Source organism: Pseudomonas sp. 2, assembly GCF_056627435.1.
In genome coordinates, this window is record NZ_JBWXNG010000004.1 from 207,805 (window position 1) to 220,955 (window position 13,151).

16 protein-coding genes are annotated in these 13,151 nt (G+C 59.3%); 14 read left to right on the forward strand and 2 right to left on the reverse strand.

Annotation, left to right across the window (positions count from 1 at the left end; translation table 11 throughout):
- Positions 1-2 precede the first annotated feature (2 nt).
- From AC1MEK_RS08705 to AC1MEK_RS08740, 8 genes are all read left to right on the forward strand, one after another.
- Positions 3-407: a phage tail assembly chaperone gene (locus AC1MEK_RS08705; RefSeq protein WP_480395853.1), complete on the forward strand. Its 405-nt coding sequence runs from the start codon at positions 3-5 to the stop codon at positions 405-407.
- A 119-nt stretch (positions 408-526) separates the two neighbouring features.
- Entirely contained in the window at positions 527-1,699 is a 1,173-nt protein-coding gene (locus AC1MEK_RS08710) for a phage tail sheath protein (protein WP_480395854.1), read from the forward strand.
- A gap of 49 nt (positions 1,700-1,748) precedes the next feature.
- On the forward strand, positions 1,749-2,264 hold the full coding sequence (locus AC1MEK_RS08715) for a phage major tail tube protein (RefSeq protein WP_480395855.1): 516 nt from the start codon (positions 1,749-1,751) through the stop codon (positions 2,262-2,264).
- A gap of 54 nt (positions 2,265-2,318) precedes the next feature.
- A complete protein-coding gene (locus tag AC1MEK_RS08720; RefSeq protein ID WP_480395856.1) occupies positions 2,319-2,666 on the forward strand; it encodes a phage tail assembly protein in 348 nt (115 codons plus the stop codon).
- 8 nt (positions 2,667-2,674) lie between these two features.
- Positions 2,675-2,794 carry a GpE family phage tail protein gene (locus AC1MEK_RS08725; RefSeq protein ID WP_480395857.1) on the forward strand — a complete coding sequence of 40 codons (120 nt, stop codon included), beginning with the start codon at positions 2,675-2,677 and terminating at the stop codon, positions 2,792-2,794.
- Positions 2,787-5,468, forward strand: a complete 2,682-nt coding sequence (locus AC1MEK_RS08730; RefSeq protein ID WP_480395858.1) for a phage tail tape measure protein — start codon at positions 2,787-2,789, stop codon at positions 5,466-5,468. The genes AC1MEK_RS08725 and AC1MEK_RS08730 overlap by 8 nt, the downstream gene beginning before the upstream one ends.
- Positions 5,469-5,474: 6 nt before the next feature.
- Complete coding sequence (locus AC1MEK_RS08735; RefSeq protein WP_480395859.1) at positions 5,475-5,915, forward strand: phage tail protein; 441 nt, start codon at positions 5,475-5,477, stop codon at positions 5,913-5,915.
- Entirely contained in the window at positions 5,912-7,201 is a 1,290-nt protein-coding gene (locus tag AC1MEK_RS08740; protein WP_480395860.1) for a phage late control D family protein, read from the forward strand. Before AC1MEK_RS08735 ends, AC1MEK_RS08740 begins: the two co-directional genes overlap by 4 nt.
- Before the next feature lie 342 nt (positions 7,202-7,543).
- Here the strand turns inward: AC1MEK_RS08740 and AC1MEK_RS08745 are convergent, their stop codons facing one another.
- Together AC1MEK_RS08745 and AC1MEK_RS08750 are read right to left on the reverse strand one after the other, a co-directional pair.
- Positions 7,544-8,110 (reverse strand): hypothetical protein, encoded by a 567-nt coding sequence (locus AC1MEK_RS08745; RefSeq protein ID WP_480395861.1) that lies wholly within the window; start codon positions 8,108-8,110, stop codon positions 7,544-7,546.
- A 43-nt stretch (positions 8,111-8,153) separates the two neighbouring features.
- Positions 8,154-8,486: a helix-turn-helix domain-containing protein gene (locus AC1MEK_RS08750; protein ID WP_480395862.1), complete on the reverse strand. Its 333-nt coding sequence runs from the start codon at positions 8,484-8,486 to the stop codon at positions 8,154-8,156.
- Between the two features lie 86 nt (positions 8,487-8,572).
- On the opposite strand from AC1MEK_RS08750, the gene AC1MEK_RS08755 reads away from it, so the two are divergent.
- The 6 genes from AC1MEK_RS08755 (at position 8,573) to AC1MEK_RS08780 (ending at position 13,134) form a co-directional block, all read left to right on the forward strand.
- Entirely contained in the window at positions 8,573-8,785 is a 213-nt protein-coding gene (locus AC1MEK_RS08755) for a DNA-binding protein (RefSeq protein WP_480396064.1), read from the forward strand.
- Positions 8,786-8,814: 29 nt separating this feature from the next.
- Positions 8,815-9,300 (forward strand): YmfL family putative regulatory protein, encoded by a 486-nt coding sequence (locus AC1MEK_RS08760; RefSeq protein WP_480395863.1) that lies wholly within the window; start codon positions 8,815-8,817, stop codon positions 9,298-9,300.
- 64 nt (positions 9,301-9,364) lie between these two features.
- The gene (locus tag AC1MEK_RS08765) at positions 9,365-9,646 is read left to right on the forward strand and encodes an Ogr/Delta-like zinc finger protein (RefSeq protein ID WP_480395864.1); all 282 of its coding nucleotides are present in this window, start codon (positions 9,365-9,367) and stop codon (positions 9,644-9,646) included.
- Entirely contained in the window at positions 9,646-10,020 is a 375-nt protein-coding gene (locus tag AC1MEK_RS08770) for a hypothetical protein (RefSeq protein ID WP_480395865.1), read from the forward strand. The genes AC1MEK_RS08765 and AC1MEK_RS08770 overlap by 1 nt, the downstream gene beginning before the upstream one ends.
- Before the next feature lie 64 nt (positions 10,021-10,084).
- Positions 10,085-10,318 (forward strand): hypothetical protein, encoded by a 234-nt coding sequence (locus AC1MEK_RS08775; protein ID WP_480395866.1) that lies wholly within the window; start codon positions 10,085-10,087, stop codon positions 10,316-10,318.
- Between the two features lie 11 nt (positions 10,319-10,329).
- Positions 10,330-13,134, forward strand: coding sequence for a toprim domain-containing protein (locus AC1MEK_RS08780; protein WP_480396065.1), 2,805 nt, complete (start codon positions 10,330-10,332; stop codon positions 13,132-13,134).
- Positions 13,135-13,151 lie beyond the last annotated feature (17 nt).

A 13,151-nucleotide genomic window follows, 5' to 3' on the forward strand; every position in this document is an offset into this window, starting at 1 on the left:
TTATGTGGGCACGTATTGAAAACGACGTAGTGGCCGAGCTTACAGACGTCGACCCCGAAGGGCGGTATCACCCGTCATGGATCTGGAAGGCCTGTTCCGAGGACGTTGCGCTTGGTTGGCTATTTGCCGATGGAGCATTCTCCGCGGCAACCGGAGACACTGGCGAGGATCTGGCTACGAACGAACGCTTCTGGCGTGACGGCGAGCTGGCCGCAAATGAATGGCTGGTGAATCGTCATCGTGACGAACAGGAGATTGGCGAGGCGACGACCCTAACTGATGCGCAGTACTCGGAGCTCCTCCTGTATCGCAAGCAGCTCCGGGACTGGCCGGAAAATCCCGCCTTTCCTGACAGTGCGGAGCGGCCGGTACCACCTGACTGGTTAGCCGATCAGCTCAAAGCCTGAATTCTCCCACTCAAATGCCACCGCACCTGTAATGGGCTCGCATACAGAGCCCGTTACTCGCACGCACTTCGCGCGCGCGTCACTCTGCGCTTCATTGCCACCCACGCGCAGGATCTCCCATGCCAACCGATTATCACCACGGCGTCCGAGTTGTCGAAATCAACGAAGGCACCCGCCCTATTCGCACCGTCGCTACCGCCATCATCGGCATGGTCTGCACCGCCGAGGATGCTGACGCCGCGACGTTTCCTCTAAACCGCCCGGTTCTGCTGACCGACGTTCTGACCGCCAGCGGTAAGGCCGGTGAGAGCGGCACCCTGGCAAAAAGTCTCGACGCGATTGCCGACCAGGCAAGCCCTGTAACTGTTGTCGTTCGGGTCCCCGAGGGTGCTGACTCAGCAGCCACCACCAGCAATGTGATCGGCGGAGTATCTGCTAACGGCCAGTACACCGGCATGAAAGCCCTGCTCGCGGCCGAAGCCCAGCTTGGCGTAAAGCCCCGGATCCTCGGTGTGCCAGGGCTGGACTCGCTCGCGGTAGCCAACGAGCTGATCATCACCGCGCAGAAGCTTCGCGGCTTCGCCTACGCCAATGCCTGGGACTGTGAGACGGTCTCAGAGGTCATCGCCTATCGCGAAAACTTCGGTGCCCGCGAGCTGATGACCATCTGGCCGGACTTCGTGAACTGGGACACCACCCTGAACGCCGACGCCCCGGCCACTGCCATTGCTCGTGCGCTGGGCATGCGGGCGAAGATCGATGAACAGGTGGGATGGCACAAGACCCTGTCGAACGTTCCGGTCAACGGCGTCACTGGCCTGAGCCGCGATGTCTACTGGGACCTGCAGGACCCCGCGACCGATGCAGGCCTGCTCAACGCCGCAGACGTCACTACGTTGATCCGCCGTGAAGGCTTCCGGTTCTGGGGCTCCCGCACCTGCAGCGCCGATCCGCTGTTTGCATTCGAGAACTACACCCGAACCGCCCAGGTGCTGGCTGACACGATGGCTGACGGGCAGTTCTGGGCGGTCGACGCGCCAATGCACGCCAGCCTGGTCCGCGACATCGTCGAAGGCATCAACGCCAAGTTCCGCGAAATGGTGCGCCTCGGTTATCTGATCGGCGGCGAGTGCTGGTACGACGAGGCCGCCAACGACAAGGACACGCTCAAGGCAGGCAAGTTGTACCTGGACTACGACTACACGCCAGTGCCACCACTGGAAAACCTGCTGCTACGCCAGCGCATCACCGATCGCTACCTGGTCGACTTCGCCAGCCGCGTCAACGGCTGACATTCATTCATCCGCGCGGCCATAGCCGCGCCCGCAGGAGAGCGCCCAAATGGCTCTACCCAAGAAGCTAAAGAACATGACCCTGTTCAACGACGGTGTCAGCTACGTCGGCCAGTGCAAAAGCGTCACGCTGCCCAAGCTGGCGCGCAAGCTGGAGTCCTTTCGGGGCGGCGGCATGGATGGCGGCGTGAAGGTCGATCTGGGCCATGGCGACGACGGTATCCAGCTGGAATGGACGCTGGGCGGTTGGGACCTGACAGCGCTGCGTCAGTACGGCGCTGTGTCTGCAAGCGGCGTCATGCTGCGCTGGGCAGGGGCGATTCAACGTGACGATACCGGCGAGGTTTCCGCTGTGGAAGTCGTCGTGCGCGGTCGGCATGAGGAAATCGACATGGGTGACGCTGAATCCGGTGAAGACACCGAACACAAGTTCACCACCACCTGCAGCTACTACAAGCTTTCTATCGACGGAAACGCAGAGGTCGAGATCGACCTGCTCAACTTCGTTTTCAACGTCAACGGCAAAGACATGCTGGCCGAGCACCGCAAGGCGATCGGTCTGTAATTCCAGGCACTCCCGCCGGCGCTGCCGGCCCTCCTCTTACCAAAGGGCACCAACATGACCACCCCCGAAACCAGCACCGAAGCTTCCAGCACCCCGACCGAAAAAAATCCGAACCGTCCAGTCATCACCCTGGACACTCCGATCGTTCGCGGCTCTGGCGAAATCACCGAAGTCACCCTGCGCAAGCCCGCATCCGGCGAGCTGCGCGGTGTGTCGTTGAGTGATCTGTTGCAGATGGATGTCCTGGCATTGCGCAAGGTACTACCCAGGATCACCACGCCGACCCTGACCGATCATGAAATCGGCATGATGGATCCGGCTGACTTGATGCAGATGGCAACCGAGGTCGCAAGTTTTTTGCTTCGGAAGTCGGCGAGGGCGGAAGCATCCCTCGTTGCGTAGATGACGCCATGGCGGACATCGCCGTGATTTTCCACTGGGGGCCGGCGGCAATGGATCCGCTGCCCCTGGCTGAGCTGATGGAATGGCGCGAGCGCGCCCGTGTGAGAAGTGGGGCAAAAGATGAGTGACAAGCTACGGCTAGAGTTGCTGTTGTCGGCGATCGACAAAGTGACCGCCCCCCTCAAAGAGATCGCTGCAGGTGGTAAATCGACGTCCCGCGCGCTGAAGGATGCGCGCGATCGACTGAAAGAGCTGAACACCCAGCAGTCCGACATTTCCAGCTACGTCCGGCAGAAGGATGCTGTGCGCCAATCGTCTGAGGAATTGGCCAAGGCTCAGAACCGGCTGCGCGGCCTGCGAGAGCAGCTGCAGAGCATGGAAGCACCCACAGCGGCATTCCAAAAGTCCTTCGTCAACGCGAGCAACACGGTCGAACGGCTCACGACCAAGCACACTGCGCAGCGATCAGAGATGCAACGGCTGATCACTACCATGAAATCCGCCGGTGTCGACACCCGGAACCTTGGCAGCTCAGAAAGCCGGCTGAAATCTGAGATCGAGGCGGCCAGCATAGCGATTCAGGCACAGAAAGACCGCCTCTCAGCGCTGGCGAAACAACAGGAACGCGTCTCTCGCGCGCAGAAGAGTTATTCGAGAGGCAAAGAGTTTGCGGGCAACGCCGCCGTCGCTGGTGCGAGCGCTGGTGCGGTTGGTGCGGCTGCGGGCATGCCTATTCTGGGCATGGTGAAGAACTACGCCAGCTTTGAAGACGCCATGGCGGGCGTGGCCAAACAGGTCGACGGTGCCCGGGACAGCAATGGCAAGTTGACCCAGACCTATTACGACATGGGCGCGGCCATCAAAAAGATGTCCGAAACCATCCCCATGGCCACCACCGATATTGCCGCTCTGGTTGAGGGTGGTGCGCGAATGGGTGTTCAGGGAAAAGATGATCTGCTTGAGTTCGCCCGCGTGGCCGCAACGGCTGCGACCGCATTCGATCTGCCAGCAGAGCAAGTCGGCGAGAACCTGGCGCGCATCGCCGAACTTTACAAGCTGCCGATCAAGAACGTCAGCCAGCTCGGCGATGCAATCAACTATCTCGATGACAACGCGATGTCCAAGGGCTCCGATATCATCGATGTCCTGCAGCGCACCGCCGGTATTACTGCGTCGGTCGGCATGTCGTTCAAGGACGCAGCGGCGCTCGGCTCGACGTTCCTGACGCTCGGCGCGTCGTCCGAGATCGCAGCCACGGCTACCAACGCCATGATCCGAGAGCTGGCCATCGCCACCCAGCAGCCCAAACGGTTCGTGAACGGCCTGAAAGCGATCGGCCTCGAAGCGAAGGCCGTGCAGGACGGCATGACCAAAGACGCCACGGGCACCATTCAGAAAGTCATGGATGCCGTGAACAAACTGCCGAAGAACAAACAGCTCGGCGTAATGACCGAACTGTTCGGCAAGGAATACGGCGACGACGCGGCCAAGCTTGCATCGAACATGGAGGAATACCGGCACCAGCTCGAACTGGTGAACAGCACCAACCCGGAAATTGCCAAAAAACGCGAAGGCTCCATGCAACGTGAAGGCGACATCAAGGGCGACCAGCTCTCCGCCCGTTGGCAGATGTCCCAGAACCGCATGTTCAATCTCAGTAGCGCGATGGGTGCCACGCTGCGGCCGGCCCTGGTCGAACTGATGAACGGCTTCAACGGCGTGCTGGAGAAAGTCAACGCTTGGGCCAACGCTAACCCGGGTCTCGTACTGGGAATTCTCAAGGTCGGCGCCGGTATTTCAGCAATGGCGATCGGCTTCAGCACCGTTGCGCTCGCTCTGGCCACCACACTCGGGCCGTTCCTCGCAGTGCGCTATGGGTTGTCGCTGATCGGCATTCGTCTTCCATCCCTGATCGGGATGCTGTTCAACCTAGGCTCGAAGGTGCTGCCCTTCGTCGGGCAAGCCTTCCTGTGGATGGGTCGCCTGCTGCTCACCAACCCAATCGGGCTGGCGATCACTGCGATCGCGGCCGCTGCGTACCTGATCTATGCGAACTGGGACCAGGTGAAGACGTACTTCGTCAACGCCTGGACGGAGATCAAGCAGGGGTTCAGCGGCGGAATCTCCGGAATTCTGCAGACGCTGGCCAACTTCAGCCCAATCGGGCTGATCTACCAGGCGTTCGCTGCGGTGATGAGTTACCTGGGCGTGGACCTGCCGACCCGTTTTACGGAGTTCGGCGGAATGATCATCTCTGGCCTGGTCAACGGCATCACGAATGCCATGGGTTCAGTAAAAACAGCAATCTCTGACGCTGGCACAAACACCATCGGCTGGTTCAAGGAAAAGTTGGGCATTCACAGCCCTTCACGGGTGTTTGCCGAGCTGGGCGGTTTCACCATGGCAGGTCTCGCGCAAGGTGTGACAGGCGCCCAAGGCGGGCCGCTCGACGCGATCAAGGCAGTCGGGGGGCTCATGACCAAGGCCGGTGAAGCCATCAACCCGGGCGATGGGATGCTCGACTCGGTTCTGGGGATGGGCAAACGCCTGGCGCAAGCGGGAGCGATGGCGATCGGTGTAACTGGCGCGCAAAGTGCGATCGCTGTGGACAACCGTCCCCCGATCGCTGCCATGGCTGCCCCTGCGGCGGCGCAGGTCGCGCCAGATTCGATCGTCATCAACATTCACCCGGCCTCGGGTATGGATCCTGCGGCCATTGCCCGCGCCGTATCCGCCGAGCTGGACAGGCGCCAGAACGCGAAGCGGGCCAAAGGGCGCAGCGCCCTGTATGACCAGGAGTAATCGGACATGATGATGTCTTTGGGCATGTTCATTTTCAGCCTCGAAACGCTCGCGTACCAGGAGCTGCAGCGGCAGACCGAATGGCGGCACGGGTCAACCTCACGCATTGGCACCAACCCGGCACGGCAGTTTCTTGGGAGGGGGGACGACTCAATCTCCCTGCCTGGTCTGCTGTTGCCCGCCCTCGCCGGAACGCCGTTAAGCCTCGACACGCTGCGGGCCATGGCGGACACCGGGAAGGCCTGGCCGCTCATTGAGGGCACCGGGCGAATCCTTGGGATCTGGGTCATCGAAAGCCTGAACGAAACCCGAACCTTGTTCTTCCCCGATGGTGCGGCGCGCCGGATCGAATTCACCATCGCGCTCAAGCGCATTGACGATGGCCGCGTAGATCTGCTCGGCGCTGGCGTCAGCACTGCGGGCAACATTCTGAGGCAGATCCTGTGATTGACGAAGCACTGAGCCAGTTCGACGCGTATGTCAAAAGCGCCAAAGATTCGATGCGCGAGGCGCAGGCCTATCCGCGCCCGATCTGTCGGCTACTCGTGGACGGCCGCGACATCACAACTGCGATCGAGCAGCGCCTGATCGGCATCGACCTGACCGACAATCGAGGGCTTGAAGCAGACCAACTGGACGTCAACCTGTCCGATCACGATGGCCGACTCAGCATTCCACCCCGGGGAGCAACGCTGCGCCTGTGGCTGGGCTGGAGCGACACCGGACTCGTCGACAAAGGTACGTTCACTGTCGACGAAACCGAGCACAGCGGCGCGCCCGATCAACTGAGCATCCGCGCCCGCAGCGTGGATCTACGGGCCGGACTCAAAATCAAACGCGAGCGCAGCTGGCACAATGAGACGATCGGCACGGTGATTGACGTTATCGCTGCAGCCTATGGTCTGGCCCCGCTGGTGAGCGCCGTGCTCAGTGCCATCCAGGTGGTGCACATCGACCAAGCGAATGAGTCCGATGCGAACCTGCTTTCCCGACTGGGCCAGGAGCATGATGCGATCGCAACGGTGAAGGCCGACAAGCTGCTCTTCATGCCGATCGGCAACGCGACCAGTGCCAGCGGCCTCAGCCTCCCTCACGTCACATTGACCCGCCGCGATGGCGATCAGCACCGCTTCCTGCAGGCTGACCGCGACAGCTACACGGGCGTTCGGGCGTTCTACTACGACGTCAACAGCGCCGAAAAGAAGGAGGCGGTCTCCGGCGGTGGCGAGAACATCAAGGTTTTACGGCACACCTACACCGACCAGCAAAGCGCGCTGGTCGCAGCTCGGGCCGAGTGGAATAGGCTGCAGCGCGGCAGCGCGACGCTCAGCTACACCTTGGCGCGCGGTCGCCCCGATCTGTCACCTGAACTCACGTACACGCTGACGGGCTTCAAACAGGAAATCACCGATATCATCTGGTTGGGGGGCAACATCAAGCACAGCTTCTCGGCGGAATCGTTCACCACCAGCCTCGATCTGGAATCAAAGCTGCCAGACGGCGACGAGGTAGCAGAACTGGCAACGGATGAGCGCGACTACACCGGCATCGTTGCCTGGTACCGCGAATCTAAGACGGGCAAGCAACAGACAATCACCGAGGGTGACCAGACCAAACCCCGCCGGCTGACTCACCTGTACGAGAGCAAAAAGACCGCGAAACGGGCAGTTGAGCGTGAGTACAAGCGCCTGCAGGCGAAGAATGCTGCGGCGTCCACCGCAGCTACAGCGTGAGGCTTCAATTCACCCCACACGGGATTCACTTTGATTGCGCGGGGCTACCGCAACAAGAGCATCCAGCACCAGCAGGAAACGTTGCTGGTCGTCACAGGAAAGCCGTCTGTAGCCAACGATCAGCTCTCTTTCCCACTTGGTAATCGGCTCCATGGTTACCAGCCCATCGGGCGCGGCTACGGGGGTGACGCAAATCGGTTCCATTGTCTGCTACGCTCCACTACTGTATGAACATACAGTAACCACAATGGAACGTTTAGCCAACGGAAATTCGTCGCATCGGATACATATCCGTTGACGAGGGTTACGATTCGCTAGCCCCTAACGGTGCTGGAGAGGTACCTATCCCTGCTTTGCTTTCAGCTCTTTGAGCAGCTTGTCGATACCAGGCTGCTTGTAGTAAAGGGTTTCAAATCCCTTCGTCCAGTTGTCGAGCTGCATGTCACCCATCTGCTCAGGGCTCACTAAGTCAGCAAAATCCCCTGCCTGAATTATCTTGTTTACTGCGGCGAGAGCTTGCGCGCGAGTAACCGTCACATCCACCGTAGGCATATTCAGCGCTTTGGACTTTCCGCTCTTCAAATCAATTTCAAGGGGGCTGGCGGTCACTCGCACTGCATCTGCCGATGTGTGAACGAAGGTTCTGTACACTCCATAAATGGCGGCACGCTGCACTTCATAGCGAACATTTTCAGCAAGATCACCTGGAACTACATGCGGTGAGAACTTCACATGCAAGGGGTTGGACGTGACAAGCTTGAATGTTCCGTTTTCATCCGAAAAGTCTCCGAGATCCTCGACCATTGCGGGAACGCTGGCGTAATGCAGGGGTTCCAGAGCGTGGGCGGAAATTGATAAAAACGACAACAGAAAACCGGTCCATACACTTTTCTTGATGGATGACATCATTAGTTCAAGTTCCTTCTTGCAGATAAATTTTTGATAACAGGAATTAGGCGGAAGTTTTTGCAACTGTCGCCATTGCGAATGCCATGCGACGAATAGACTCTTTGTCGTAGTCAGGCAGATCTCTGAAGTACTCCAACAGCTCAGCTTCTAATCCTGACAAGCTGTCCACAGACTCATGTATGCGCTCACCGAAAAGCACGTAGTGCGCATCGACTCCCGCTTGGCGCGCTGACACCAGATATGCCGCATCCGGACTGCGTTCATCCTTCTCGTAGTTGAGCTGTGTGTTTTTCGCAATGCCGCAAGCGGTTGCCAGATCCGTTTGGCTTATACCCAGCCGTCCACGCTCTTCGCGAAGCCGAGCTCCAATGGTCATCAAAATTGCACCCCATATGCTTGACAGGTCCAAATATTTGGACCATGATCGCCACAATTCCACACGAAATCACACGAATGAGCACTATGCCGAACACAGCTATCACCGAGCAAGCGCTGCTGCTTGCTCGTAATAAGTTGGTAGAGCAAGGGTTGTCTGCTGCTGATTTCGCCAAGCGACATGACCTCAATCCAAGCACTGTCTACGCAGTGTTGAACGGACAGAAGAAATGCTTGCGAGGCGAAGCCCACCGAGCAGCAGTTTTGTTGGGAATCAAAGACGGCGTAATACCAAATTAACGGCGTACCTTTGTTCGAGAAACCAGAAGATGAAACGCACTGTTCTAGAAACCCGCCGTCAAGTTGTGAGCGCCGTCATCTGCGCCTATCCCGGTGGGCGTGATTGTGCAGCGCCTCGGCTCGGTATGACGCTCAAGAAGTTCGACAATCATGCTTATGAGAATGCAGGCAGCCGCCCGTTGACCGATGAGCAGATCTCGCTTTTGGAGTCAGAAACACAAACTACCCACCTTCCGGACTACATCTGCGGCTTGTACGGCGGCGTGTTTGTTCCGGTAGCGGAGGCAGGTCAGTTGGACAACCTCGACTTGTACGCCCGGTCTATCAATACAGCCGTAAAGCGGGGATTGGTTGACGCCATCATCGCGAAGGCACTTGAGGACGGCGTTATTAAGGACAGCGAGGTTCAGGAAATTCTTGCGGCACACCACGCACACGTAGCAGCCAGACATGAAGAGATCACTGCGGTGATCGTTCTGCACCGAGAAAACTCGGGCAGCCAGGATCAGCAATAGGCGCAGGAAGCGCCTCCAATTCTCGGCACTAGCCGAAGGCCGCGATTAGCGGCGGGGAGAAAACGTGAGCACCTACAAGCTGGTATGTCCACACTGCCAGGGGCGAATGCGCATCCGAACCAGTGAAGGCACGCATATCTTTTTGCGTATTGCCTATCTGCAATGCACCAACGAAGCCTGTGGCTGGTCGGTCCGGGCACAGTTCGAAATGACCCATGAAATGAGCCCATCGGGCATGCCCAATCCTTCGGTAAGCCTACCTGCCGCGCCAGTCGCGATTCGTAGGCACGCCATGAAAAAAGAAGGCGAGCAGCAGCTGGACCTACTGGATTTGGAGACAGCCTGATGAAAATCAAACTTGGCCATCAGAACCCCGAGCGCGAATATCGCGAAGCCATGCAGAGTGCAGCGCTGTGCTTCATGCAGCGCCACCAGGCCGAACATCTGCACAACGACCAAATGCTGTTCACCCGCACGGTCACCTACCTGCAGGCGACTTTGGAAGTCCCGGTGTACCTGGCCGAGACACTGGTGGGGCTGGCGTATGGGGAGTTGCGTACGTGCGGCGATCAGCGCCGTCTGGACCTGACAGCCAGCAGCGAATCAGTGGCCATGCTCTCCGACCCTCGTAGTGGCAAATCCTTCGCCATCCCCGTTTCACTGATTTTCCAGTACCTGATCGATCCACCCGGTCAGCGACAGACCACCCCGACCAACTGACCGAATAGAGCCGCCCGTATCGCATGGGTTTGGGCAAATTGCGCCCGAAATCAGGGAAACAGCCATGAACACAGCACTTTCCATCCGAATGGATCTGAGCATTTCACTCGCACAGGCGCTGCAGCAGGAACTGCGTGAGCGTCTGCGCCATGCCATCCAGGAGCACTGGTACTCGGACGAGTTTCGCCTCATTCCTGATGGCCTGCGCACCGGCGCAATTCTGACCGCCTATCCGGCTCTGGCTGCTCAAAAAACTACTCTCGGCGCCCTACAGGTCGCCATCAGACAGCAGGCGTGAAGATGGAACCGATGGAGCAAAAAATCCGGGCAGATGTGCTGACCCGGTTCGAGAACGACTACGGCTTGAAGCATCGGCCCGGTACCGAGTTCATGCGCGGCGGCACTTGCCCGGCCTGCGGCAAGAAAGAGCTGTACAGCAGCCACGTCAACCCGTGGTTCATCAAATGCGGCCGAGAGAGTAAGTGCGGGCAGCAGTGGCATGCGAAAGAGCTTTATGCCGACCTGTTCGACGACTGGAGCAAGCGCGCCCCGGCGTCGGACGATCAACCGAACGCCAGCGCTAGGGCATATCTGGAATTCGCACGCGGCTTCAAGATCGAACTGGTGGCTGGCCTGTTCACTCAAGAGCATTTCTTCGATCCGAGATTGGGCATCGGCTCAGCGACCGTCCGCTTCCCATTGGAGCGTGGCGGTTACTGGGAGCGCCTGATTGATCAGCCTCACCGTTTCGGCAAGAAAAAGGCCCGCTTTCAGCCCGGTGAGTCGTACCGCGGCTACTGGTGGTGCTCGCCTCACACCGATCTCACGCAGGTCAAAGAGTTGTGGATTGTTGAGGGGATCTTTGACGCGATCGCGCTGCAGCACAACGACATCGATGCCGTAGCGGCAATGTCATCCAACGCATTCCCGGAGGCGTCTCTCAAAGCGCTGGCCACAGCTCGCGCCGGCAATCTGCCGAAGCTGGTTTGGGCTCTGGACAACGAACCAGGTGCGCACCGCTACACCCGCAAGTGGGTCACAATGGCTCGCGCGCTGGGCTTCACCTGCGAAGCGGCCCAAATCCCTCAACGCGATGCACGCAAGGTCGACTGGAACGATCTGCACCAGCGCTGGACGTTCATCGACAGTGACGAAGATCGCCAGCGGCGTCTGGATGCAGATCTCGATGAGGCCCGCCACCACGGAGCACTGCTGATCGCCGAGAGTGCGGCAGAGAAGGCGTTGCTGATATACAACTGGCGCGAGCGCGAAGAATTCCACTTCGGCTTCGAATCCCGCCTGTACTGGTGGAAGCTCGACATCAGCAAGTTCAACAACGCCATGCAGGCGCTGGAATCAAGCGACAACCACGAAGAGCAGCAGCTGAACGACCGCGCAATGCGAGAAAAAGCGCTGCGCATGTCTGGCTGCGTCGTCGAGATCGCCAACTGCTATCCGCAGGCCCTGTACTTCCAGCGCAACGAGATTACCGACGAGTCCTGGTACTTCTTCCGCGTTGATTTCCCACATGACGGCCCGTCAGTGAAGAACACCTTCACCGGTGGGCAGGTCGCTGCAGCGAGCGAGTTCAAGAAACGATTGGTGGGCATGGCAGCCGGTGCCTTCTTTACCGGTAGCGGCCAGCAGCTCGACAAGATCATGAAAGACCAACTGTTCGCTATCAAAACGGTCCAGACGATCGATTACGTCGGGTACAGCAAGGAATACAGCTGCTATGTCTACGGCGAGCTGGCCATCAAGGATGGCCAGGTGGTCGAAGTCAACGACGAGGAGTTTTTCGAGTTTGGCAAGCTACGGCTGAAAACCCTGCAAAAAGCTGTGCCGATTCGTATCCAGCGCGACCCAAAGGAGTACAGCGACAGCTGGGCGAAACTGCTGTGGACATGCTTCGGCCCCCAAGGCGTCGTAGCGCTGACGTTCTGGTTCGGCTCTCTGTTCGCCGAGCAGATCCGGGCGCGGTACCAGTCGTTTCCGTTCTTGGAAGCCACCGGTGAGGCCGGCGCCGGTAAAACCACCCTGCTCAACCTGCTATGGAAACTGCTCGGGCGCTCCGGCTATGAGGGTTTCGACCCGTCGAAGTCCACGAAAGCAGGCCGTAGCCGGTTGATGGGGCAGGTTTCGGGCATGCCGGTGGTGCTGCTGGAGTCCGATCGGAGCGGCGACGACAAGGCCCACGCGAAGAACTTCGAATGGGACGAACTCAAGGACTACTTCGGCGGGGGCACGCTGGCCACCAAAGGCGTGAAAACCGCAGGTAACGAGACCTACGAGCCGCCTTTCCGAGGCACGATCGCAATCAGCCAGAACGCGCCCGTGGTGGCGTCCGAAGCCATCATGACTCGGATCGTTAAGCTGCACTTTGTGCGCCCGAACGTGACGCCGGAAAGCCGCGCCGCCGCCGACCAGCTCACCGCTCTGGACGGCAACCAGCTCAGCCACTTCCTGCTGCAGGCCGTGAAGCGGGAAGCGGACGTCATGTCCACGCTCGCCGACAAGATCCCGGCTCACGAAGCCCGGCTGCGTCGACTGCATACCCACTGCATCACCTGCGACACCGCGTACCCGGCCAACAATGAGAAAGCCGCCTGCCAAAAATGCGGAAACCAGCTGCGGGGCTACATCCGTGTAGAGCGGATCGTGAAGAACCACGCCCAGATGCTCGGCCTGCTGGACTGCCTGCGCACGCTTGTGCCGTTCACGGACGCGCAGATGACCACCACGCAACGCTGCATCGTGTCGATGGCGATCGAGCGCCAGAGCTCAATCAGCGCGGATCATCCGGTGGTGGCGGAATTCTGGGAGGTGTACGAGTACCTGCAGGGTCTGGACGTCGAAGGCCCAGTGGTCAATCACAGCAAGAAAGACAACGTCATCGCCATCAACCTCAACGAGTTCGTCGAGCGCGCTGCAGAGCATCGCCAGAAGCTGGCCGACGTCAGCGAGCTGCGCGACCGGCTCAAAGAGTCCCGCTCGCGGAAGTTTCTGGAGTCGAACAAGGCCGTCGACAGCGCCGTGCGCGCTCACCAGGCAACGCGCCACAACAACACGATCACCAAGTCCCCCACCGTCAAGTGCTGGATGTTCCAGGCGTAGGGCTGCAACCCACGCAT